Consider the following 22,854-nt stretch of genomic DNA (forward strand, 5'->3'; position numbering starts at 1 on the left):
GAGGACTTCGGCCCGCACCGCATGACGCCGCCGCCGGAATATCTCGCAGCCCGGCTCGCCGCGCTCGAAACCCGGATCGGCGTCCGCTCCGAGCAACTCGACGCCTGGCGCGACTACACCAGCGCGCTACAAGCGGTGCTGGCGCCGCCGCGGCCCGTTTTCGGCCTGCCAGGCCCAGCCGGCCGCGCGCCTGGCGATGCCGGCAATGGCGGCACGCCGGATCTGGCGAAGAAGGACCCATTCGCCTTCCAAGAGAAGCTGGCCGACGAGGTCACAAAGCGCGCCGCCGCCGCCGAGAAACTCAAGGAGGCCATTGCCGTGCTGCGCGCCAAGCTGACGCCCGAGCAGCTCGGAATACTTGCTTCGGCGGATCGGCCACACGGCTCGCCCCCCGGTTCGTGGGGTGATCCGCCGGAAGCCGCCGGCCCCGGAGGTCTGCCTGATGATGGCGGACAGCTCTCTCCACCCCTACCCCGGAGTGACGAGCAACTCTGACCGGCTGCGCCGGCCGGCCCCTGATCCACCCGTTCAAGGGCCGGCCGGTACTTTTTTCGAATCGGCGGGCGCGTGCGAGCGACCGCCATCAAGCATGGAACGCATGATGATGTGGGAAGCCCTGATGATGCTGCGGCTGCTTGCCTCCCTTGGCGCGCCCCAGACAATCTGCCCTGGCGCCAATCCAAGGCAGCGGATCCGGTCGAAGCAGGGGCTGACGGGAGCGATCCGGCTGACCTACGCCGCTTATCGCCTGTCGTTTCCGATCTCGTCTTCGAACACTGAAAATCATGATCAGAAAATTGCGTAAGAGCCACCTTCTCCTCGTCGCTGTACTGGTCGCGGTCGGCGTCGCCGCGATGCTGAAGGCCTATGGCCGCGGCGCGCCGGAGCCAGACGTCGGGAAAGCCGCGCCTGTTCAGGTCGCGACGCTCACCGTTTCGGTGGAGCGGGTTCATGCCGAGGCGATCCCATCTTCCCTCAGCGCCACCGGCACGGTGGCCGCGTGGCAGGAAGCGACGATCGGCGCGGAAGAGAGCGGCCTGCGCCTGACCGAGGTCTTGGTGGCCGAGGGCGACCATGTGAAGGCCGGCGATGTCGTCGCCCGGTTGGACGGTGCGCTTCTCAAGGCTCAGCTTGCCGAGCAGAAGGCAGCGGTCACCCAGGCGCAGGCGACGCTCGACTCGGCGCTATCGGCCGCCGCGCGCGCCGACAAGCTGCTGGCCAGCAACGCCGTCAGCGCCGAAACCGCCGAGGAGAAGGCGACCGCCGTCAAGACCGGCAAGGCCGGGGTCGAACAGGCCGAAGCCGCCGCCGAGCGGCTGCAGGCCCAACTCGACCGGACGATTATCCGCGCGCCGTTCGACGGCATCGTGTCCAGCAAGCCGGCCGTGACAGGCTCGATCGTGCAGGCCGGCACCGAGCTGATGAAGGTCATCCGCGACGGCAGGCTGGAAGTCGGCGTGCTCGTCCCTGAAAAGGATCTGGCGGCGATCTCGGTCGATCAGGCGGCGAACATCGTCGATGCCTCCGGCCGCACCTTCTCGGGCAGCGTTTCCTCGATAGCCGAGACGGTCAACGCAACCACCCGGCTCGCCACCGTCTATCTCGGGGTCGGCGAAGGCTCCGGCCTGAAGCCCGGCATGTTCGCCCGCGTCACGATCGAGACGGCGGCGACCCGGCAGCTCAGCGTCGCCGACAGGGCCCTGGTCTGGCATGACGGCAAACCGGCCGTGTTCGTCATTGACGGTGAAAGCAAGGTCAGCGCGCGTCCCGTTACTACCGGCACGCGCCAGAACGGCCGGGTCGCCATCGAAAGCGGCCTGTCGGAAGGTGATCAAGTCGTCGTCGCCGGCGCGGGCTTCCTCAATGACGGCAACCTCGTGCGCGTCGCCGGTCTCGAAGCGGCGGCGGCCGATGCCGCAGTCGCGACGGAGCAAGCGCGATGAACGCCATCTCCTCCTGGTCGATCCGCAATCCGGTTCCGACCATCGTGCTGTTCCTGTCGCTCAGCGTTGCCGGCGTCTACGGCTTCATGCAGCTGCGCACCAACAACATGCCTGACATCGACCTGCCGACCGTCACCGTCACGGTGGCGCAACCGGGAGCAGCGCCGAGCGAAATGGAAGTCCAGGTGTCGCGCGTCATCGAGAACGCGGTCGCGACCCTTGAAGGCGTCGACGACGTCTCGACCTCGATCAGCGAGGGCTCGTCCGTCACCACGGTCGAATTCACCCTCGGCACCGACCCGGAGACCGCCACCAGCGATGTCCGCAACGCAGTCTCGGGCGTTCAGTCCAGCCTGCCGGCCGCAGCGCAGGCGCCGGTCGTGGCGAAGGTCAACGCCACGGGCAATTCGGTGCTGACCTTTGTCGTCGAGGCGCCGACCATGTCGCCCGACGCGTTGAGCTGGTACATCGACAACGACGTCGCCAAGGTCCTGCTCGGTATCGACGGCGTCTCCAAGATCACCCGCTCCGGCGGCGTCGACCGCGTCATCCGCGTCGAGCTCGACCCCGACCGCCTCGCGGCGCTGGGCATCAGCGCCGGCGATGTCAGCCAGACGCTGGCTTCCAACAACGTCAATCAGCCGGGCGGCCGCGCCAATATAGGCGGCCAGGAGCAGTCGGTGCGCACGCTCGCCAGCGCCACGACCGTCGAGGCGCTGGCCGATACGCGCATCGCGCTTAATGGCGCCGGCGACGTCAGGCTCTCCGACCTCGGCACCGTCGTCGACAGCTGGGAAAAGCCGCGCCAGGCCGCCTTTCTCGACGGCCGGCAGGTCGTCGCCTTCAACGTCTACAGATCGGTCGGATCGAGTGAGATCGACGTGGTCAAGGCCGCCCGCGCGGCGATCGCCGACATGGGCGCCAGAACCACGACGGCAAAGTTCACCGAAGTCACCTCCTCGTCCGGCTTCGTCCAGGAAAGCTATGACGCCGCCCTCGAGGCGCTCTGGCTCGGCGCCCTGCTCGCCATCGGCGTGGTCTGGCTGTTCCTGCGCGACATCAGGGCAACGCTGGTGTCGGCGGTGGCGATGCCGTTGTCGCTGATCCCGACCTTCGCGGTGATGGCGGCATTCGACATCTCGCTCAACAACATCACCCTGCTGGCGCTGTCGCTGGTCGTCGGCATCCTCGTCGACGACGCCATCGTCGAGATCGAGAACATCGTGCGCCACATGCGCCAGACCGGCATCAGCGCCTATCAGGCGGCGATCGAAGCGGCGGACGAGATCGGATTGGCGGTGGTGGCAACGACCGCGACGATCGTCGCCGTGTTCCTGCCGGTCGCCTTCATGCCCGGCATTCCCGGCAAGTTCTTCTTCTCTTTTGCCGTCGCTGTCTGCGTGTCGGTGCTGTTCTCGCTGCTGGTAGCGCGCATGCTCACCCCGCTGATGGGTGCCTATCTTGTGCGCGCCGGCGGCCATGATGAGGATGACACGCCCGCCTGGGTGCCGACCTATCTCTGGCTGCTGCGCAAGGCGCTCGATCATCGTTGGATCACGCTGTTGGCCGGCATCGCCTTCTTCGCTGGTTCGATGATGCTGGCGACCCGGTTGCCCACCGAATTCATGGCGGCGGCGGATCGTGGCCGCTCGATGATCTCGGTCGAGCTGCAGCCCGGGTCGACCATCGAGCAGACCACGGCGGCGGTACAGGACATCACCAAACGGCTTGAGAAGGAGCAGCCTGCCGTCGACAGTGTCTTCGCCACCATCGGCACGGCCGCCTCTTCGGGCAGAGGGCCGAACCAAGGCTCAAGCTCGGCCGAAGTGCGCACCGCGACCGTCACCGTCAACCTGAAGCCGCTTACAGAGCGGACGATGAGCCAGCAGCAGTTCGAGGCCGAGGCCTCACCCAAGCTCAACGGCGTTCCCGGCGCCCGTATCCAGTTTGGCGCCGACGGCTTCTCCGGCGCCAAAGTGTCGATCACGCTGGTCGGCGACAATGGCCAAGCCCTCGAAAAGGCAAGCGATGCGCTGATCGACGGGATGAAATCGGTTCCCGGGCTGATCAATCCGACGTCGACCGCGGCCACCACCAAGCCGGAGCTGATCGTGCGGCCCGACAGCGCCAAGGCGGCCGAGCTCGGCGTCACGCCGACAGAGATCGCCGCAACGGTCAAGATCGCCACCATCGGCGACACCGACACCAGCCTGGCAAAATTCAGCCTCGGCGACCGCCAGGTGTCGATCGTCGTGACTTTGCCCGACGGCGCCATCGACGACCCGGCGAAGCTTGCCATCCTGCCGCTGACCGGCAGCAAGGGCACGGTGCCGCTCGGCGCTGTCGCCGCCATCGGCTTCGACGCAGGCCCGAATAGCATCACGCGCGTCGACAGGAGCCGCAGTGCGACCGTCGAGGCCGATCTCTCGGGCCTGACCCTGGGCCAGGCGACCAGCGCCATCCGCGCTTTGCCCGCAATGCAGAACCTGCCGGCCGGCGTGCATGAGCTGGCGCGCGGCGACGCCCAGCGCATGCAGGAGCTGTTCTCGGGCTTTGCCACCGCGATCGCGGCCGGCATCATCCTTATGTATCTGACGCTTGTGCTGCTCTTCCGCAGCTTCGTGCAGCCGGTGACCATTCTGGTCGCGCTGCCGCTCTCGGTCGGCGGCGCGCTCGGCTTTCTACTCGTCACCGGCAAGGCGCTTGGCATCTCGCCGCTGATCGGCATACTGATGCTGATGGGCATCGCGGCCAAGAACTCGATCCTTCTTGTCGAATACGCTTTGGTCGCGGAGAAGGAGCGCGGCATGAGCCGCTGCGAGGCATTGCTCGACGCCGCCCGCAAGCGGGCTCGCCCCATCGTCATGACATCCATCGCCATGGGCGCCGGCATGCTGCCGATCGCGCTCGGCATCGGTGCCGACGCCGAGACGCGAGCGCCGATGGCGATCGCCGTGATCGGCGGCCTTATCTCCTCGACCTTGCTCAGCCTCGTCTATGTGCCGGTCGTTTATACCTTCATGGACGACGTACAGCGGTTCCTTGCCCGGCATCTGGGCAAGCTATTGGTCGAAGGACCTCGCACCGATAGGCGGGCCGTAACTGCCATTCCGGGGAAAGTTTCAGACAATGCCCATCCAGTCTAGTCAGTCTCTTGTGTTGGCGAGGCCCCGCCGCCTGTCTCCCTGGGCAGGAGTTCTGGCCGCAGCGCTTGTTCTGGCGGCCTGCTCGCAGGAAAAGAGCCAGGTACCGGCCGGTATGGGCGGTGTCGGCAGGCCCGAGGTCGGCGTCGTCACGCTGCATCCGCAATCGGTTGCGATCACCGCCGAGCTGCCGGGCCGCACGGCCGCCTCGCTCATAGCCGAGGTGCGCCCGCAGGTCGACGGCATCATCAAGCAGCGCCTGTTCCAGGAGGGCGTCGAGGTCGTGGCGGGACAGCCGCTCTATCTCATCGATCCGGCGAGCTATCAGGCCGCCTATGACAGCGCCGTCGCCGCGCAGCAGAAGGCGGAGGCCGCCGTACCAACCGCGCAGGCGAAGTTCGATCGCTATTCCGGGCTGCTGAAGCAGAACGTGGTCTCGAAGCAGGATTACGACGATGCCGCCGCGACGCTGGCGCAGGCGCGGGCCGACGTCGCATCGGCCAAGGCCAGCGTCGAGACCGCGAAGATCAGCCTCGACCGCACCTCGATCACCGCGCCGATCGCCGGCCGGATCGACAAATCGACATTGACGCCGGGAGCGCTGGTTACCGCCAACCAGGAAACGGTGCTGACGACCATTCGCTCGCTTGATCCGATCAATGTCGACGTCACGCAGTCGAGCACCAACCTGCTCAATCTGCGCCAGGCGATCAACGAAGGCCGGCTGAAGTTCAGCGGCCCCAATGTCAGCGTCAAGCTGAAGCTCGACAACGGCACCATCTATGCGCAGAACGGCAAACTGGAATTCGCCGGCGCTAATGTCGACCAGTCGACCGGGACCTTTGCGCTCAGAGCCCAGTTCCCCAATCCCGACCGCCTGCTGCTGCCCGGCATGTATGTGCGCGCCATCGTCGAGGAAGGCGTCGCGCAGAACAGCTTCCTGGTGCCGCAGCGCGGCGTCACCCGCGACCCCAAGGGCCAGGCGACGACCATGGTCGTCAATAACCAGGGCAAGGTCGAGCAGCGGACGCTCAGCGTGCGCAACAGCGTCGGCAACAACTGGCTGGTCGATTCCGGCATCAGCGACGGCGATCGCGTCATCGTCGAGGGCCTGCAGCTGGTGCGCGCCGGCGGCGACGCTACCGCCGTCGAAGTGATGATCGACGAAGCGACCGGCGAGATCAAGGACCGCGAGCAGAGCTCTGTCTCGGCAGCACCCGCCGGCGGCACAAAGCCACCCGCCTCTGGCTCAACCGGGAACTGAACCGATGTCGGGTTTCTTCATCAACCGGCCGATCTTCGCCTGGGTGATCGCCATCGTGATCATGCTGGGCGGCCTTTTGGCACTGCAGTCGCTGCCGATCTCGCAATATCCGCAAATCGCGCCCACCACCGTCAACATCAGCGCCACCTACCCAGGCGCGGATGCCCAGACAGTGGAAAACTCAGTGACCAAGGTCATTGAGCAAGGCATGACCGGCATCGACAATCTCGATTATATGACAGCGACGTCGACCTCGACCGGGGCGGCCTCGATCACGCTGACCTTCACCAGCGGCGCCAATCCTGACACCGCCCAGGTTCAGACGCAGAACAAGCTGCAGCTCGTGCAGTCGCAGCTGCCGCAGGTCGTCCAGAGCAATGGCATCACCGTCTCCAAATCCTCGACCGGCTTCCTGATGGTCATCGGTTTCGTCTCCAGCGACGGCAAGATGAACTCGACCGACCTCGCCGACTACGTCGACAGCACCGTCAACGACACGCTGAAGCGCGTCGAAGGCGTGGGCTCGACGCAGCTCTTCGGCTCCGGCTACGCCATGCGCATCTGGCTCGATCCCGACAAGCTCGCGCAGTACGCGCTGATGCCGAGCGATGTGGCGACGGCGATCGAGGCGCAGAACACGCAGGTTTCGGCCGGCCAGCTCGGTGGCCTGCCGGCGCGCAAGGGCCAGCAGCTCAACGCCACGGTGACGGCCAAGAGCCGGCTGCAGACCGCCGAGCAGTTCCGCAACATCATCCTGAAAAGCAACACCGACGGCTCGCTGGTGCGGCTGAACGATGTGGCCAAGGTCGAGATCGGCGCCGAAAGCTACACCACGCAAGCCCGTTACAACGGCAAGCCGGCCGCCGGCGTCGCCGTCAACCTGGCGACGGGCGCCAACGCGATCAGTACCGGCGAGGCGGTGCGCGCGACCATCACTCGGTTGAGCTCGACCTTCCCGCAAGGCGTCGAGGTCGTCTACCCGTATGACACCTCGCCCTTCGTGCGCCTGTCGATCGAGGAAGTGGTGAAGACGCTGGCCGAAGCGATCGTGCTGGTGTTCCTGGTGATGCTGCTGTTCCTGCAGAACCTGCGCGCCACCCTCATCCCGACGATCGCCGTGCCGGTGGTGCTGCTCGGCACATTCGGCGTGCTCTCCTTCTTCGACTATTCGATCAACACGCTCACCATGTTCGCCATGGTTTTGGCCATCGGTCTGCTCGTCGACGACGCCATCGTCGTGGTCGAGAACGTCGAGCGCGTGATGCAGGAGGAAGGCCTGCCGCCGAAAGAAGCGACGCGCAAATCGATGAACGAGATCACCGGCGCGCTGATCGGCATCGCCACCGTGCTGTCGGCGGTGTTCGTGCCGATGGCTTTCTTCGGCGGCTCGACCGGCATCATCTATCGGCAATTCTCGGTCACCATCGTCTCGGCGATGGTGCTCTCGGTGCTGGTCGCCCTGGTGCTGACGCCGGCGCTTTGCGCCACGATCTTGCGGCCCCCAAGGGATCACGCCACGCAGAGAGGTCCGTTCGGCTGGTTCAACCGTGCCTTCGATCGCGGCACGACCGCCTACCGCGACGGCTCACACGGCATCGTCAACCGGTCCTGGCGCTTCCTTGCCGTGTTCTTGGCCATCGTCGTCGCCATGGGCTGGATGTTTGCCCGCCTGCCGAGCTCGTTCCTGCCGGACGAGGATCAGGGCATCCTGATCACCAGCGCATCGCTGCCCGTCGGCGCGACGCAGGACCGCACCGAGCGCGTGCTCGCCCAGGTGACCAATCATTATCTCAACGAAGAGAAGGACGCGGTCGAAGGGGTGTTCACCGCTTCCGGCTTCGGCTTTGGCGGCGCCGGACAGAATGTCGGCATTGCCTTCGTGCGGCTGAAGGATTTCGATCTGCGCAAAACCCCGGCTCTGGCAGCACCCGCGGTCGCCGGCCGCGCCATGGGCGCGTTTTCCAAGATCAGGGACGCTCAGGTCTTCGCGCTCGCCCCGCCCGCCATCCAGGGTTTCGGCAACACCAATGGCTTCGACTTCTATCTGCAGGACGTCAATGGCGCCGGCCATGAGGCGCTGATCCAGACGCGCAACCAGCTTGTGGGCTTGGCCGCGAAGAGCAAGCTGCTCGCCAACACGCGTCCCAACGGCCAGGAGGACCAGCCACAATTTTCGGTCGACATCGACCAGGAAAAGGCGAGCGCGTTGGGCATCAGCCTCGCCGACATCAACAACACGCTGTCGACCGCCTGGGGCAGCGACTACGTCAACGACTTCATAGATCGCGGACGGGTGAAGCCGGTCTACCTGCAGTCGGACGCGGACTTCCGCATGCAGCCGCAAGATCTCGACAAATGGCAGGTCCGCAACTCCGGCGGCGCCATGGTGCCGTTCTCCGCCTTCGCCTCCAGCCACTGGGCTTACGGATCGCCCCGCCTCGAGCGCTACAACGGCTCGGCGGCGGTCGAGATCCAGGGCGCGGCGGCCGCCGGCCAAAGTTCCGGCGCGGCCATGGACGAGATCGACAGGCTGGTTGCGCAACTGCCCGCCGGATATTCGCATGAATGGACCGGCCTTTCGCACCAGGAGAAACTCTCCGGCAACCAGGCGATGTCGCTCTACGCGATTTCGGCGCTGGTCGTCTTCCTCTGCCTTGCCGCGCTCTATGAGAGCTGGTCGATCCCGTTCGCGGTGATGCTGTCGGTGCCGATCGGTATCTTCGGTGCGCTGGCGGCGGCGAGCCTCTTCGGGCAGACCAACGACGTCTACTTCAAGGTCGGACTGCTGACCACGATCGGCCTTGCCGCCAAGAACGCCATCCTTATCGTCGAGTTCGCGATCGAGCGGCAGTCGGCTGGAATGGGGCTGGTCGAGGCGACGCTCGACGCGGCGCGACAACGCCTGCGGCCGATCCTGATGACATCGCTGGCCTTCATCCTCGGCGTCACGCCGCTTGCGATCGCCAGCGGCGCGGGCTCCGGCGCGCAGAACTCGGTCGGCATCGGCGTCATGGGCGGCATGATCGCGGCGACCGCGATCGGCGTCTTCTTGGTGCCGCTTCTCTTTGTCACGGTGCGCCGCATCTTCAAGGGCAATGCAGGCAACCAGAACTCGGGCGGGGCTCCAGCCACAGCCAATCAGGAATAGAGGTTTTTTCCATGCTAGGTTTCGAACGCGGTCTCTTGACCGCGAAGGGGCTCCTATTGCCCGCGTTTGCCGCTGTCCTGCTCTCGGGATGCGTCGTCGGTCCGGATTACCAGAAACCTCTGCTGGCGATGCCGGCGAGCTGGAGCGGGCAGCAGGCGACGAAGCCGGCAAAGCCGGCGCAATTGTCGAAATGGTGGCAGCGGCTGCGCGATCCCGAGCTGAACGCGCTCGTGGAGGAAGCGGTTGCCGGCAACCTCGATGTCGCCACTGCCAGGGCCAAGATCCGCGAGGCGCGGGCGAGCTATCGCCAGTCGGTCGCGACATTGCTCCCGTCCGCGGATGGTTCGGGGTCGGCCACCCGCAACAGGGCCGCGGCGACCAGCTCGGGCACGACAACCAGCACAAGCTATGACCAGTATCAGGCAGGCTTCGATGCCAGCTGGGAACTCGACCTCTTCGGCGCCAACCGCCGGCACGTAGAGGCCGCAAGCTACGGCTTGGACGCTTCCGAGGAAAATCTGCGCTCGATCCTTTTGACCCTGGTCGGCGATGTCGGCTCCAACTATGTCCAGGCGCGCGGCTATCAGACCCGCATCGCGCTTGCCCGGCGTTCGGCAGCGTCGCAAAGGCAGACCGCCGAACTTACCCGCATGATGGCTCTGGCCGGCACCGCGACGGCGGCGGATGTCGCCAAGGCCATGGGACAGGCAAGCGGCACCGAAGCGGAGATTCCGACGCTGGAAACGAGCTACGCGCAAGCCGTGCACCGGCTTTCGGTGCTGACCGGCCGGCCACCGGCCGCCCTCGCCGAACGGCTGAAACGCGCGAAGCCGATCCCGACGCCGCGCCTGCCGATCCCGACCGGCATTCCGGCCGACCTCCTGCTCGCTCGCCCGGATGTGCGCATGGCCGAGTGGCAGTATGCGCAGTACACCGCCAAGATCGGCCAGGCCGAGGCGGCGCGCTATCCGAGCGTCAGCCTGACCGGCGATATCAGCACCACCGCGCTCAAGCTCGGCGAACTCGGCAAGAACTCCACCATCGGCTGGTCCTTTGGACCATCGCTCAGCGTGCCGCTGTTCAATGGCGGGCAATTGAAGGCGGCGGTCGATGTCGCCCGCGCCCAGCGGGACCAGTATTTTATCGCCTACAAGGCATCCGTCCTGACCGCGCTCGAGGACGTCGAGAACGCGCTCGTATCGCTAGCCCAGGAGCGGATCAGAAACGGCAAGCTTGCGTCCTCGACAAAAGCCTACACGGACGCGGCGCAGCTGGAGCGCACGCTCTACAAGGCCGGCGAGGCAAGCCTCCTCGACGTGCTGGATGCGGAGCGTTCGGCCTATTCGGCCGAGGACTCGCTGCTGCAGAGCCGCGTGTCGATCGCCACCGACTATATGGCCCTCAACAAGGCGCTTGGCGGCGGCTGGGATGGGGTCGTCAATACCACGACACCTGAGATTATAGAAGCCACGAGTGGGCCACGCTTCGCGTCGAAAGCCGTGGCGCAGTGAACAAGATGAACCTTTAACCAGAGGAGAGAAAAATGACTGATGTCGGCTCGAAAGACGCGCTTGTAAAACTCATGGCAGACGTGGTCTCCGCATACGTTTCGAACAACCCCGTTCCTGCAAGCGAACTTCCATCTTTGATCGACCATATCTACCATTCTTTGGATTTGCTGCGGTCCGATCCTTCAATCCGAACCGCGGCAGAGCCGTTGTGGCCAGCGGTTCCAATCAGGAAATCCATCACGCCGGATTTCATTATCTCGCTGGAGAGCGGCAAAAAGTTCAAGTCACTGAAGCGCCACCTGCGCGTGGGCTACGGCCTGTCGCCAGAGGAATATCGCGCAAAATGGGGGCTGCCCTCCGACTATCCGATGGTCGCTCCTAATTATGCTGCATCACGCTCGCTCCTGGCAAAGAAGTTCGGCCTAGGACGAAAGCCGCTGCAAGCGAAAAAACCTCCGGCCAAAACAACAAGAGAGCGCTGAACGAATGTGGCGGAAAGGTTGTGACGACCCGCGAGGGGCAGATTCTGTTCAGCCTCGGTCGCCGTTTAGGGCCTGATGTTCTGGTGCCTCTCCCCAGCTAGACAATGCTCCTGAAGTGTGAACCCCAGAAGCTGTCGCCACTTAGCGCCGCGCTGTAATCCGACAGGCTAAGCGAGCTGTGCGCGGCCCGCGACTCGGCACCAGGCATCGATCCGCCCTCCTGCACCTGAGAGCCCGCGAGCGCTCGATTGCGTGCGTTCAACTCCTCCTCAGTGCGAGGAAGCAGGAAGGAGGCACCACTACCGGCCAATGCCTGGTTCGCCTCAACGAAGGGCCGCATGATGTTTTCGTAATTTGCAAAGGCGTGCGTCGGATCTTGGTTGATCGCCAGTTCTCCAGCGAGGATGTATGCCGCGACCAGCGCGAGACTGGAACCCTGGCCGGAAAGAAATGATGGGGCAAAGGCTGAGTCGCCTACAAGGCCGACGCGGCCCTTGGACCATTGGTCAAGATGAATTTGGCTGACGACGTCGTAGTAGAGGTCATCCGCCTTTTGCATGGCGTCCACGAGACGAGGCACTTCCCACCCGACGCCGGCGAATAGTTCTTCCGTCAGGCGGCGCTGATCATCTTGGCTTACCGTGATCGGTGGCGCCTCCGAAGCAAACGTCAGGAAAGCGTGCAACGTGTCGGTGTCTCCGGACGCTGAAAGGATGGCGAACCTGCCTGGCGTCGCAAATGCTAGTGCCTCATGCGACAGCCCGAGAAAATTGGGCATCGTAAAGCCATTGAAGCAATACCCGAGATACCGACTGAACGGCTCTTCCGGACCAAAAATCAGCCGTCGTGTGTTCGAATGAAGCCCATCCGCGCCGACTACCAAGTCGAAGCGCTGCGCCTGGCTATTCTCGAACGTCACGTCGACGCCGTCGCCATTGTCCTCAATCGCTACGATTGAGTCATTGAACAGATATCGAATCGACGCTCGCTGCGTGAGATCGAAGAGCAGCTCCGTGAGCTTGCCGCGCGGGAGTTCGATGTCTCTGCCCTTCTCGCCGCCCGTCAATTCCTCGGGTCGAATGCGGCCCGCTACAGCGCCGTCTGGATTCAGAAAAGTTATTCCATGCGAACCGATGTGGGCCGCCTGAAGCTGGGGGTAAATCCCCATCTGATCCACGACGTCCACCGCCGTTCCCCGAACGTCAATAGGATAGCCACCCCCTCGAACGGCCTCGGATCGTTCCACTATCGTAACGCTGAAGCCATATCTCGAAAGCCAGTAGGCAAGAGTAGGACCGGCAATGCTCGCACCCGAAACTAGAACGTTGGACTGACGGCCGGACTGGCCTCCACTGTCGGTCATTATGTGTAGCTCCGAACGCCAATAAGATACATATCGCATCTTATATCTGGATCGAGTGAAGTCAATTAGATACGCCGCGCATCTTATGCTGAGGCGGGCTCGTTCGGAGAGGCTGCCGGCTACCCACTTATTGCTGGTTGACCGCAGATAGGATACATCGAGCATCTTACAATCGGCAGAGCTCGGGCGTCTCGACCAGCGAAATGCGGAAAACCAAAGCAGAGCGGCGGCGCGGTGCTGCACTTGAACAAGCATTGCTGGAAGCCGCCTGGCAGGAACTCGAGCAACACGGCTATGCGAACTTCACGCTGGAGGGCGTTGCGCAACGCGCGGGCACAAGCCGCCCGGTGCTTGCCCGACGATGGCCTGGTCGCCCTGAACTGGTGGCCGCGGCGCTCGGACGTTACCTCAACAAAAACCCGGTCACCATTCCGGATTTGGGAAACGTGCGAGATGAATTGGCTCTCCTTCTTCGCAAGTGGTCGGAGCGCGCGACCCCAGCGCCGATAACGTTCATGGTCGATATGAGAAACGACTTGGCGCGGAATCGGTCAAACTTTACGAACCTGAGACGCTCCATCGTCTCCAGTTCGGCCGAATCGCGCATCGTTGAGGAAATTCTGCAGCGTGGCGTCGAGCGCGGAGAGGTTGATCCCACCAAGCTGTCCCCCCGAGTGGTGTCAGTGCCAACGGACTTGGCCAGACATGAAATCTTGATGTCAACGTCACCCATCTCCGACCAAGCAATCACAGAAATCCTTGACCTTGTATTCTTGCCGCTGGTTCTCAAGGATCCGTAGTGTCCTTGCTGGCGATCGGCAACCGCGCGGACTCACCCGCCTGTTTGGTGGAGCAAGCGGTCAACGCCGCGTTGGGGCGCACCTTCGAAGAAGCCGAAGCTCTGATGCTTTCGCGCTTTGGCGCGGTGACGCTCGCCCATCTATGTGACGATTTTCACGAGCGCCTATCGGCGCACAAGCAATCTTACGATCTGGACACGATTCATGCCACATGACGCGATGCAGACGTTGCTCGCGTCCTTCCCGATCAGACGGTATGGCGACTGCCCGATACGCTTTAGGGTGCGATGGCCTGACGCCGGGAGAAGGCCCTGACGCCGCTGAGTTGGGTTATTGGCTCTCATGCACCTTGGAGAAGTGAAGCCGGAAGGGTCGTCGTTCCCTTTGGTTTCGAAAACCCTGGCCTGCCCCTCCTCACGTCTACTCATTTCGAGGACAACCTCGCCTCGCGGGGGGTACTTCCTAAGCTCGGCTTCGTTGAAAACAGCCGCGTTATGCGCCTTGCCTCGCCGCAGGTGGCGACATGCCGTCAATAAGCACGGAACTGTCGCACCCGGCGTGATGCAGGTTATGGAGAATGGTTGCTGATTGGCTATCATCATGGTCGACTGGTGCCCGAGCCGAAGCTATGTCCCATCTCATTCAATTCTGGGTCAAGCGGGAGGTGTCGCCGTCCATCACTGCCCCCGCAATCCACCTTGAACCAGTGGCAGAAAGATCGCGTCCACCCAGGCTTGCTGCAAGGCTTCCGGAGGCGCGGCGAAGTTCATGATGACGTGATAGCGGAAAAGGTCGCTGAGCAGGGAGGCGACGGGAGGAATCAATCGTTCCCGCTCGATCTGGCCGCGCTCCACGCCGCGTTCCAGGATGGCGGTAAGATGCCGCGCCTCACCTTGTGCGAGCGCCGCTCGCAGGTCCTTGGGAACTGATGAACTTTCTGAAAAATACTCGCTTGAGAACAGCGTGAAGGCTGCGGCGATGCCGAAGGCGCGCTGCGACGCTCGCTTGAGGAATTCCAGCAATTCCGTTCGCACATCGCCCTGGTCCGCCACCGCCAGAGAATGTTTGCCCATCTGCTGCCGGATGGCGGCTACCGCAAGTTCCGCCCTTGTCGCCCAGCGGCGGGAAAGCACGGGGCGGCTGGTGCCCGATCTTTCGGCGATCCGTTCCATCGTCAATCCGGCATAGCCGTGCTCGGACATCTCAAGCCAAGCCGCCTCCAGGATGGCCTGTTCGAGATTCTCTCCTCGACGTCGTTCCGCCATGTGACCGTTCGATCTCAAATAAGATACATTAATGCATCTTGACTCGGCAAGACCGCGCCGCTAATTAGATGCACAAATGAATCTTATACGGGCGCTGCCGTTTTGACAACCGCCGCACGCCCTGCTGCGGCGGCCGCCAGGTGGGCGTCGATAGCGACCGATATCGGCCAACTCGGACCTTGGAGACTGTCGTCATGGCATGGAATCCGGCTCAGGAATGGGCGGACTACGTTGCGCCTGCAGGGCTCGGCTTCGCATCTTCCTTCGCACGAGAAAGTCAGGAAGTCGGTCGCACCGATCCTGACTCTGGGAGTACGATTATGTGTATGCGTATGAATAGGGAGCGATCCCCGCCCGGCGTGCAACAGAGCGGTCGTTTGCCGATGCTCCGACATCTGTCAACCGTGATCGCCGCCACTCTTCGGCTCGCTTGTCTCGTTCTGGCTCTGGCATTGCTCGTGACGGACGCCGTCACCTCTGAGTTGGCCGCCCCTTCGCCTGCCGTCAAGAAAAAATGCGGCGCTGAAATCCGGTCGCTCTGCCTGCGCCCGTGGCGATTGACACCCAATTCCATCGCCAACTGCGTCGCCGAGAACCGCTCGGATCTATCGCCGGCCTGTCAAAGCTTTTGGGACACGGCGCACAGCTGCCAGATTGAGATGAAAACGATCTGCGGCGGACTTTTCCCGCTGACGATCCGCAGCTGCCTGACCAATTCGCGGACGCAATTCTCGGAGCTTTGCCAGGAAGTCCTGGACCTCCACTAACCTGAACTCACGCATTCTCTTGGTCGTCCGCCACATAGCAGGAAGCACGATGATGAAGATTTTACTCGCGCGTATTTGTTGGCGCAGACCGGCGTTGTCCAGGACCTTTCCGGGCCTGTCGTCCGTCGGGCCGATCATGCTGCTGCTTGTCCTGCTGGCGGGATGCGCTTCCACGGGCAACGATGGAAAGTTCTTCGATTATACCTCACCGCCGGCACGAGCGGCGGAGGCGCCCACAGTTAAATCGAAAGGCCCGACGGAAGCGCCAAAGGCTCAACCGGCGGGCACTCTGCTGGGGACCTATCAGATGGGAATCGGCTATGCGATCCAGCCTGACGTGGCGAGTAACGGCCGATATAACGTCTACACTTTCACGACAAAGGCCGGCTCCTACACGGTCACCGGAGACGGCCTTGCACGCAAGCACATTCAGGAATTGCTGGCCCTCGAGGCTCTCAAGAAGCGCTCGCCAGCCGGAGAGTTCATCCAAGGCGCGGGCGGCGCCGTCGTCAGCCCAGTCGTTGCCGTCTACCGCACGGTGAGCGATCCGGTCGGCTCCACCAAAGCAGGGTATTCCAACATCGAACGAAAGGTTCACTCCATCCAGCGCCGCATGTCCGGCGCCGGCGAGTTCGTCACCACATTGGGCCATCCAGAGCAAAAGCAGCCGGACCGGGAGGACGACAGCCTGATTGAAACCTTCGTTGGGATCGCGAAGACAAAGCGCCGCCTTGCAGCCCAATTGAAGGTCGATCCCTACACGCACTATGTGCCGCTTGCCGGCGAACTCGACAAGGTCGCAACCTATTCAGCGGCCGGCGGCTTCGGCATAGACAAGGCCATAGGCTTCGTTCCGGGCGTGGGCGGCGCGATTATTTCCGGGCTTGGAACCCTCGATTCGGTGACCGACCGAACCCTCGACACGGACCCGAGCGAAAGCGCCGCCGTCAATCGCGACCGTTTGGCGAACCTGCATGTCCCGGAAGCAACGATCAAACGGCTTTCTTTGACCGACAAGCTGACTCCGACGGAAAAGACGCAGGCCGTCGGCTACCTGGCGAGCCTCTCGGTCACGTCGGGGCTCAGCGAACTGGCCGATTTCATCGCAAGTAGCGATACCCGGACCAGCGCATTTGCCGCGTTGCAGACGCTCGCCTATCTGTCGTTTCGCCCGTTCGGCATCGAACGCATCGACAATGTACAAATCATCGAGGGCGTGCCGATAATCGGGGTGGCTGGCAACAAGAAGATGGCGATCGTCACATCAGACGAACTCGCCTGGACCCCCCACAATGCCGATTGGTTGCGTAGGTTGGACCGCACCCTGACGCGTAGCATGGAAAAGGGGGGGCAGAAGGAGATACGCATCTCTGGCGGCGCCTCTGTCATGGCGAGGCAGCAATTGCGGAGCCACAGATGGGTAGTGAAGGTGAACAGCTTCGCGAACGTGCCATAGCGCCCAATCCACAGAGCCGAATATGGAGCATATCCCGCTCCCGGCATGGCCGATCTCCCTTGAGACAGACGGCGAGCGCTCGCTGGCGATCTATGACGTGTTCGACCGCGTCGGCATGTGGCGCGTGTATCGCGAGGCGGCCGCCGTTGGAGCGGGAATTTAACGCGCCATATAAGATGCACGCAAATCTGTGAAGAGCGAGCTCGCGTGACCGAGGCTCACGGCAACTGGATCAGTGCGCGCAACTTCTTTCAGCGGACGACGAACTATTATCGCGCCGCGCAGCTCTTCATGTTGAAAGGCGAAGGCCGGATCGACATCTATCGCAAGATCGACGAAGTGTTCGAGGCGGGAGCGATGCCGTCGCCACGGTAATCAGCTCAATGACCTTCCTTCATGATGGCGTCGGCGAGGGCATCCCACAGGTACTCACTCATCGATCTGCGCACCCGAAGCAGGAACCGATCGCTTTCGGTTTGAGCGAGCAGGATCACCGCCTGGAGAAAATGGCTCTGTGCGCATTGGCCGGGGCCGAACGCACGCGGATGGAGGTCGAGCGGGCAGCCCTTCTCAAGAATACGCCGGGCGGATTTGCCGCCCAGTTCCATGGCTACCGAGTTGTCCGAGACATCCGTCACCGCAGCGTGCCGGCCGGCCAGTTCCGTCTCCATTTCCTGTTTCAGGTCGTGGGTCCTCTTGAGAGGCGCGTGGATCATCCATTCGTCTGGCCCCAGCCAAAGCACCGTCACGTCGCCCTGTTGAGTGAAGGTGTTGGGCCTGGCGGGCAGCAGCAATCCGTATTCCTTCGTCACCTTCGCAGGTAGGATTGCATTGGGCAGGCGCAGGTTGATGGCACCGAATTGGTCGACCTGGTCCAGATTTGCCGCGCCGCGTACGGGCGTCTTCGCCGAAATCAGCGAGCGTGCAACGGGCTCGAATCCGATACGATTAAGCATTTGCACGTTCTCCCTTTGGATCGAAGAAGCAGGGCTGCGTGAGGGTCACCTTTTCCACATCGCCGTTGATGTTGCGAACGGTCGAGGACTGGCCGATGCGCGCTCGACCGTCCTCCACCAACGCGAGTGCGATCGAGCGCCCCAGCGTCTCGGACCAATAGGTCGAGCAGACCCAGCCAACGGTTTTGAGCGGCGGTTTCTGGGTGGCATTCTCGACCAGATGCGAGCCAAACGGGATCACGTAGTTGGGCTTCTCGGTCAAAAGCCCGACCAACTGCTTGCGACCCTTGCGAGCCACTTCCGGAGCGGAGAACCCGCGTTTGCCGATGAAGTCGCCTTTCTTCTTCGAGACGATCCAGCCCATCCCAAGGTCCATGGGGGTGACCGTCCCGTCGGTGTCCTGCCCCACCACCACGAAGCCGCGCTCGGCGCGCAGGACATGCAGCGCCTCGGTTCCGAAGGGGATGATGTCGTACTCAGAACCCGCCTTCATGACCTGCTCCCAGACATAATGGCCGAAACGGGCGGGCACATTGATTTCGAATGTCGATTCCCCGGTGAAGCTGACCCGCATAACCCTGCAGTCGACGCCGGCGACGTTCATGTCTTTCATCGTCAGGAAGGGAAAGCCTTCCACCGAGATATCGGCGTTCGTCAGCTTTGCGAGGACCTTCCTGGCGTTCGGTCCCGCCAGCGAGCAGACCGCCCATTGTTCGGCAACGTTGGTGAGATAGACCTCGAGGTGAGGCCATTCCACCTGCAGCCAGTCCTCCAGCCACCCCAGGACCGCAGGCGCGTTTCCGGTGGTTGTGGTCATGTGATAGTGGTTCTCGCCAAGCTTGGCGGTCACACCGTCGTCGAAGATCATTCCGCGCTCGTTGAGCATGAACCCGTATTTGGCCTGCCCTTGCCCCAGGTTGTCCCAAGCGTTGCAGTACACCAGGTTCAGGAACTTGGTCGCATCCGGGCCGCGCACATCGATCTTGCCAAGTGTCGACGCGTCGTAAAGGCCGACCGACTGGCGCACCATCCGCACTTCGCGGTTCTCGGCCGTTCTGTGGCTTTCGCCTGCCCGGACATAGACCGTGGGGCGCAAGTAACCGCCCATCGCTTCCATCACGCCGCCGTTGGCTGCGTGCCAGTCCCACATCGGTGTTTTTTGAGTGAAGTGGAACAGCTTGCCGGAATTCTGGCCAGCCATCGCGCCGAAGGTAATCGGCGTGTAGGGGGGACGGAACGTGGTCGTGCCGACTTGCGGAATCGTGACGTCGCGGAGATCCGCCATTATGGCAAGCGCGTTCACGTTCGACATCTTGCCTTGGTCGGTGGCCATGCCCGTCGTCGTGTAGCGCTTGAGGTGCTCAACCGACACGAATCCTTCGCGGTGAGCCAGATGGATGTCGGCAGCGGTCACGTCGTTCTGGTGATCGTGGAAGGCCTTGTGGCCTTCGCTGACTGGCTTGCGCGTCGGCACATAATAGATTGGATGCAGGTCGAAAGCTTCGTCCGCAGGGGCCACCGGCACGATGGCGACACAATCAAAGCCGGTGTCGCGAGCAGCGGCAGCACCAGCCTCGGCGCCTTCCGCCAGGCAATTGGCGAGAGCGAATGTGCCGTTGCATGACCCGGCCGAGCGAACTTTCTGCTGGCAGAAACTCGGTTTGAAGCAGGCAGTCTCCGGATCCCAGGTGACTTTGCCGCGCGCCTGGCTCCACATGTGCACTGAGGGACTCCAGCCCGCCGAGCAGCCGATCGCGTCACAGGGTATTTTGATCGAGGCGCCCGACACGGTGCGCCCATCGGGGCTGAGCCGCGCAATCTCGCAGGACCTGACGCCAAGCCGGCCCTTGGTGCCGATAATGCCGTAACCAGCGTGGATTTCGATACCTCTGCCCTTGGCGGCGTTGGCATATCTGCCCGAGGGAGAAGGTCGGGTATCAACGATCACGACCTTCGCACCTGCGTCATGAGCGTCGATTGCAGCGGCGTAGGCAGAGCTATTGTTGGTAAAGATCACGATTCGTTTGCCGGGCAAAACCCCGAAACGGTTCACGTAACTATGTATCGCACTGGCCATCATGATGCCTGGGCGGTCATTGTCGGCGAACACCGGCGGACGTTCTTGGGCGCCGGTGGCAAGGACCACCTGGGCTGCGCGAACCTTCCAGAACCGCTCTCGCACTCCGCGTTGGCGCGGGCCTTGATGGTTCGTCACCCGCTCCAGGAGGGTGATGTAGTTGTGGTCGTAGTAGGCGGCCGCGGTAGTGCGGGTCAGAATCGTGACCTGTTCCATTGCGCCAAGCTCGGCCAATGCCCCCTGAATCCAGCGGCCTGCGGGTTTGCCGTCGATATCCCCGCCGCTGCTGAGCAGATAGCCTCCCGCTTCGGCGTTCTCGTCTACGACGATGACACGCGCGCCGCTGCGCCCGGCATTCAAAGCGGCGGCGAGGCCTGACGGGCCCATGCCGACGACCAGAACATCGCAATGCTGGTGGCGATGTTCATAGACGTCCGGATCGTTTTCCTTCGGGCTTCGCCCGAGGCCTGCGGATCTGCGGATCGCCTTCTCGTATACGCCTTTCCACCAGCTCTTCGGCCACATGAACGTCTTGTAGTAGAAACCCGACGGGATCACCCGGGCAAAGACGTTGTTGATCTCACCAATATCCCAACGGACCGAAGGCCAGCAGTTCTGGCTATCAGCCTTTAGTCCATCGTAGATCTCGACCATCGTCGCCCGTGTGTTCGGCTCGGTGTAGGCACCGGGTTCCAGCTGGACCAAGCCGGAGGGCTCCTCGGACCCTGCGGTATAGACGCCCCGCGGACGATGGTATTTGAACGAGCGGCCGACCAGCCTGACACCATTGGCCAGGAGCGCGGAGGCCAGGGTGTCCCCGGCATAGCCTTGGTAAGCCTTGCCGTTGAAGCTGAAATTTACCGGCTTGGCCCGATTGATGCGTCCCCTGCCCGCGACGCGATTGACCTGTGCCATCTCAGCGCGCTCCTGCTTCGGATCGATGCTCGGATTTCGATTGCACGCCGTCCCAATCCAAGGGCGGCAGAGGCGCTTGCTCGCCCACCTTGTAGGTTGCCCAGAACTGGTCAGTGACCGTGTGCCGGACAGCGTTAAACCACCTCCGGCAGCCCATGGCGTGGTTCCAGCGCTCCTGATGCGTGCCCTTGGGGTTCTTGCGCATGAAGAGGTACCGCGCGAAGTCGGCATCGCTTACCTCGGCGATATTGTCTGGCCTCGCGACATGCGCCTGCCCACCGTACTTGAATTCCGTCAGATTGCGTTTGCCGCAGAAGGGACATTCGACCTGGATCATACTTTTCTTCCTTAGTGGGCTGCGGCCGCGGCAGCGGCCTCGTCGACCAGACGGCCACTGGTGAAACGGTTGAGGGAGAAAGGCTTGGCGATCGCATGCAGCGCGTCCTTGGCCAGCGTCGCTGCAAAGACATTTCCCGAGCCAGGCGTGGCCTTGAAGCCGCCAGTCCCCCAGCCGGCGTTGACGTAAAGGCCGTCGACGCCCGTGTTGCTGATGATTGGCGAACGATCGGGCGAGATGTCCACGATGCCGGCCCACTGCCGCATCATCCGCAAGCGGGAGAAGATCGGCATCAACTCCAGCAGCGGGCCGACCACATGTTCGATCGCATCCAACCCGCCTCGTTGCGAGTAGGAATTCTGGGGGTCCGTGCCGGCGCCCACGACCAGCTCGCCCTTGTCGGACTGGCTGACATAGACGTGGATGCCATTCGACATCAGCACGCAGTCGATCACTGGTTTGATCGGCTCCGAAACCAGGGCCTGCAGCGGCACCGATTCCAATGGCATCTCGACATCGGCCATCTTCATGATGACGGAACTGTGCCCTGCGGCAGCCACGCCAATGCGCGTCGCGCGGATATTGCCGCGGGAGGTTCTTACGCCCGACACCCGTCCGCCCTGGATGTCAAATCCCGTTACCTCGCAATTCTGGATGATATCGACGCCAAGAGCGTCGGCGGCACGGGCGAAGCCCCAGGCTACGGCATCGTGCCGTGCGGTGCCTGCCCGCTTCTGCAGCAGAGCTCCGGCGACGGGGAACCGAGAGTTGAGGTTGATCTCGGGGATCATCGCCTTGACCTGTGCGGGGGTGAGAAACTCGTTTTCGATCCCATTCAGGTGGATGGCATTGCCTCGGCGCTGGATCTCCTGCATCTCATGCTCTGAATGCGCCAGGAAGCACAGGCCGCGCTGCGAGAACATCAGGTTGTAATTCAGTTCCTGCGTCAGCCCCTCCCAAAGCTTCATCGAGTGCTCGTAGATCGCTGAACTGTCGTCCCACAGATAGTTCGAGCGCACCACCGTGGTGTTGCGCCCCGTGTTGCCGCCACCAATCCAGCCTCTTTCCAGCACGGCGACATTGGTGATGCCGTGCTCCTTGGCGAGGTAATAGGCGGTGGCGAGACCATGGCCGCCACCCCCCACGATCACCACGTCATACGCAGCTTTGGGCTCGGGGTCCCGCCAGGCGCGCTGCCAGCCTTTGTGATAGCTGATGCTTTGACGCAGGATGTTGAGGAACGAGTAGCGTTGCATGCTTGTGGGATCTTCTTGAACGAGTGGCCCCCGGCACGTGTTGAACGGGGCTTTGACGGAAACGCTTTAGAACCAAGCGCTAGGAGAGTAGGCCTTGCCGAACAGTCGGGATTTCCCTGGCTGAGCTTCGTTGTCGCTCTCCGCCTCGATGGCGGCCGTCGCGGGTAGCGT

The 22,854-nt window shown here is 62.9% G+C and carries 20 protein-coding genes; 14 read left to right on the forward strand and 6 right to left on the reverse strand.

The window, feature by feature from the left end; translation table 11 throughout:
- The 8 genes from X743_RS1000000172965 to X743_RS144550 form a co-directional block, all read left to right on the forward strand.
- Positions 1-495 (forward strand): hypothetical protein (locus X743_RS1000000172965; RefSeq protein ID WP_023768037.1); only part of this gene is annotated, 495 nt, incomplete at its 5' end.
- Between the two features lie 94 nt (positions 496-589).
- Positions 590-805: a hypothetical protein gene (locus X743_RS144580; RefSeq protein WP_023768038.1), complete on the forward strand. Its 216-nt coding sequence runs from the start codon at positions 590-592 to the stop codon at positions 803-805.
- Complete coding sequence (locus tag X743_RS144575; protein WP_084555614.1) at positions 786-1,943, forward strand: efflux RND transporter periplasmic adaptor subunit; 1,158 nt, start codon at positions 786-788, stop codon at positions 1,941-1,943. The genes X743_RS144580 and X743_RS144575 overlap by 20 nt, the downstream gene beginning before the upstream one ends.
- Entirely contained in the window at positions 1,940-5,089 is a 3,150-nt protein-coding gene (locus tag X743_RS144570) for an efflux RND transporter permease subunit (protein ID WP_023768040.1), read from the forward strand. Before X743_RS144575 ends, X743_RS144570 begins: the two co-directional genes overlap by 4 nt.
- Positions 5,073-6,350 carry an efflux RND transporter periplasmic adaptor subunit gene (locus tag X743_RS144565; protein ID WP_032923408.1) on the forward strand — a complete coding sequence of 426 codons (1,278 nt, stop codon included), beginning with the start codon at positions 5,073-5,075 and terminating at the stop codon, positions 6,348-6,350. The genes X743_RS144570 and X743_RS144565 overlap by 17 nt, the downstream gene beginning before the upstream one ends.
- Before the next feature lie 4 nt (positions 6,351-6,354).
- Complete coding sequence (locus X743_RS144560; RefSeq protein WP_023768042.1) at positions 6,355-9,498, forward strand: efflux RND transporter permease subunit; 3,144 nt, start codon at positions 6,355-6,357, stop codon at positions 9,496-9,498.
- An 11-nt stretch (positions 9,499-9,509) separates the two neighbouring features.
- Positions 9,510-11,009, forward strand: a complete 1,500-nt coding sequence (locus X743_RS144555; RefSeq protein ID WP_023768043.1) for an efflux transporter outer membrane subunit — start codon at positions 9,510-9,512, stop codon at positions 11,007-11,009.
- A 32-nt stretch (positions 11,010-11,041) separates the two neighbouring features.
- A complete protein-coding gene (locus tag X743_RS144550; RefSeq protein ID WP_023768044.1) occupies positions 11,042-11,491 on the forward strand; it encodes a MucR family transcriptional regulator in 450 nt (149 codons plus the stop codon).
- Positions 11,492-11,588: 97 nt separating this feature from the next.
- Here X743_RS144550 and X743_RS0136875 read toward each other — a convergent pair whose 3' ends face one another.
- Positions 11,589-12,854: an FAD-dependent monooxygenase gene (locus X743_RS0136875; RefSeq protein WP_051508610.1), complete on the reverse strand. Its 1,266-nt coding sequence runs from the start codon at positions 12,852-12,854 to the stop codon at positions 11,589-11,591.
- Positions 12,855-13,057: 203 nt separating this feature from the next.
- Between X743_RS0136875 and X743_RS144545 the strand changes: the two genes are divergently transcribed.
- Both X743_RS144545 and X743_RS144540 read left to right on the forward strand, forming a co-directional pair.
- Positions 13,058-13,654 carry a TetR/AcrR family transcriptional regulator gene (locus X743_RS144545; protein WP_023768046.1) on the forward strand — a complete coding sequence of 199 codons (597 nt, stop codon included), beginning with the start codon at positions 13,058-13,060 and terminating at the stop codon, positions 13,652-13,654.
- Positions 13,655-13,659: 5 nt separating this feature from the next.
- Positions 13,660-13,869 carry a hypothetical protein gene (locus tag X743_RS144540; protein WP_198028493.1) on the forward strand — a complete coding sequence of 70 codons (210 nt, stop codon included), beginning with the start codon at positions 13,660-13,662 and terminating at the stop codon, positions 13,867-13,869.
- 462 nt (positions 13,870-14,331) lie between these two features.
- Here X743_RS144540 and X743_RS144535 read toward each other — a convergent pair whose 3' ends face one another.
- A complete protein-coding gene (locus X743_RS144535) occupies positions 14,332-14,919 on the reverse strand; it encodes a TetR/AcrR family transcriptional regulator (protein WP_023768048.1) in 588 nt (195 codons plus the stop codon).
- A 194-nt stretch (positions 14,920-15,113) separates the two neighbouring features.
- Between X743_RS144535 and X743_RS144530 the strand changes: the two genes are divergently transcribed.
- The 4 genes from X743_RS144530 to X743_RS1000000172375 are packed head-to-tail and all read left to right on the forward strand — an operon-like array spanning position 15,114 to position 17,517.
- The gene (locus tag X743_RS144530; protein ID WP_156934512.1) at positions 15,114-15,686 is read left to right on the forward strand and encodes a hypothetical protein; all 573 of its coding nucleotides are present in this window, start codon (positions 15,114-15,116) and stop codon (positions 15,684-15,686) included.
- 49 nt (positions 15,687-15,735) lie between these two features.
- Complete coding sequence (locus tag X743_RS144525) at positions 15,736-17,142, forward strand: hypothetical protein (protein ID WP_156934513.1); 1,407 nt, start codon at positions 15,736-15,738, stop codon at positions 17,140-17,142.
- 22 nt (positions 17,143-17,164) lie between these two features.
- The gene (locus X743_RS1000000172370; protein ID WP_023768051.1) at positions 17,165-17,305 is read left to right on the forward strand and encodes a hypothetical protein; all 141 of its coding nucleotides are present in this window, start codon (positions 17,165-17,167) and stop codon (positions 17,303-17,305) included.
- Between the two features lie 44 nt (positions 17,306-17,349).
- A complete protein-coding gene (locus tag X743_RS1000000172375) occupies positions 17,350-17,517 on the forward strand; it encodes a hypothetical protein (RefSeq protein WP_023768052.1) in 168 nt (55 codons plus the stop codon).
- A gap of 5 nt (positions 17,518-17,522) precedes the next feature.
- Here the strand turns inward: X743_RS1000000172375 and X743_RS0136880 are convergent, their stop codons facing one another.
- From X743_RS0136880 to X743_RS144510, 4 genes are read right to left on the reverse strand one after another with little or no spacing between them, the layout of a single operon-like run.
- Positions 17,523-18,098, reverse strand: coding sequence for a sarcosine oxidase subunit gamma family protein (locus X743_RS0136880; RefSeq protein WP_023768053.1), 576 nt, complete (start codon positions 18,096-18,098; stop codon positions 17,523-17,525).
- Positions 18,091-21,090 carry a sarcosine oxidase subunit alpha family protein gene (locus X743_RS144520; RefSeq protein WP_023768054.1) on the reverse strand — a complete coding sequence of 1,000 codons (3,000 nt, stop codon included), beginning with the start codon at positions 21,088-21,090 and terminating at the stop codon, positions 18,091-18,093. The genes X743_RS0136880 and X743_RS144520 overlap by 8 nt, the downstream gene beginning before the upstream one ends.
- Position 21,091: 1 nt before the next feature.
- Positions 21,092-21,427 (reverse strand): sarcosine oxidase subunit delta, encoded by a 336-nt coding sequence (locus X743_RS144515; protein ID WP_023768055.1) that lies wholly within the window; start codon positions 21,425-21,427, stop codon positions 21,092-21,094.
- Between the two features lie 11 nt (positions 21,428-21,438).
- Positions 21,439-22,683, reverse strand: coding sequence for a sarcosine oxidase subunit beta family protein (locus X743_RS144510; protein WP_023768056.1), 1,245 nt, complete (start codon positions 22,681-22,683; stop codon positions 21,439-21,441).
- Between the last annotated feature and the right edge of the window lie 171 nt (positions 22,684-22,854).

This window comes from Mesorhizobium sp. LNHC232B00 (assembly GCF_000502435.1).
GTDB classification, from domain to species: Bacteria; Pseudomonadota; Alphaproteobacteria; order Rhizobiales; family Rhizobiaceae; genus Mesorhizobium; species Mesorhizobium opportunistum.

Excerpts from the sequence above, each read along its gene's own strand:
- X743_RS144510 (WP_023768056.1), bottom strand. The coding sequence starts at position 22,683 with ATGCAACGCTACTCGTTCCTCAACATCCTGCGTCAAAGCATCAGCTAT.
- X743_RS144545 (WP_023768046.1), top strand. The coding sequence starts at position 13,058 with ATGCGGAAAACCAAAGCAGAGCGGCGGCGCGGTGCTGCACTTGAACAA.
- X743_RS144575 (WP_084555614.1), top strand. The coding sequence starts at position 786 with ATGATCAGAAAATTGCGTAAGAGCCACCTTCTCCTCGTCGCTGTACTG.
- X743_RS0136880 (WP_023768053.1), bottom strand. The coding sequence starts at position 18,098 with ATGCTTAATCGTATCGGATTCGAGCCCGTTGCACGCTCGCTGATTTCG.
- X743_RS144550 (WP_023768044.1), top strand. The coding sequence starts at position 11,042 with ATGACTGATGTCGGCTCGAAAGACGCGCTTGTAAAACTCATGGCAGAC.
- X743_RS144580 (WP_023768038.1), top strand. The coding sequence starts at position 590 with ATGGAACGCATGATGATGTGGGAAGCCCTGATGATGCTGCGGCTGCTT.
- X743_RS144565 (WP_032923408.1), top strand. The coding sequence starts at position 5,073 with ATGCCCATCCAGTCTAGTCAGTCTCTTGTGTTGGCGAGGCCCCGCCGC.
- X743_RS0136875 (WP_051508610.1), bottom strand. The coding sequence starts at position 12,854 with ATGACCGACAGTGGAGGCCAGTCCGGCCGTCAGTCCAACGTTCTAGTT.
- X743_RS144520 (WP_023768054.1), bottom strand. The coding sequence starts at position 21,090 with ATGGCACAGGTCAATCGCGTCGCGGGCAGGGGACGCATCAATCGGGCC.
- X743_RS144525 (WP_156934513.1), top strand. The coding sequence starts at position 15,736 with ATGATGAAGATTTTACTCGCGCGTATTTGTTGGCGCAGACCGGCGTTG.
- X743_RS144560 (WP_023768042.1), top strand. The coding sequence starts at position 6,355 with ATGTCGGGTTTCTTCATCAACCGGCCGATCTTCGCCTGGGTGATCGCC.
- X743_RS144555 (WP_023768043.1), top strand. The coding sequence starts at position 9,510 with ATGCTAGGTTTCGAACGCGGTCTCTTGACCGCGAAGGGGCTCCTATTG.
- X743_RS144570 (WP_023768040.1), top strand. The coding sequence starts at position 1,940 with ATGAACGCCATCTCCTCCTGGTCGATCCGCAATCCGGTTCCGACCATC.
- X743_RS144530 (WP_156934512.1), top strand. The coding sequence starts at position 15,114 with ATGGCATGGAATCCGGCTCAGGAATGGGCGGACTACGTTGCGCCTGCA.
- X743_RS144535 (WP_023768048.1), bottom strand. The coding sequence starts at position 14,919 with ATGGCGGAACGACGTCGAGGAGAGAATCTCGAACAGGCCATCCTGGAG.
- X743_RS144515 (WP_023768055.1), bottom strand. The coding sequence starts at position 21,427 with ATGATCCAGGTCGAATGTCCCTTCTGCGGCAAACGCAATCTGACGGAA.
- X743_RS1000000172370 (WP_023768051.1), top strand. The coding sequence starts at position 17,165 with ATGGAGCATATCCCGCTCCCGGCATGGCCGATCTCCCTTGAGACAGAC.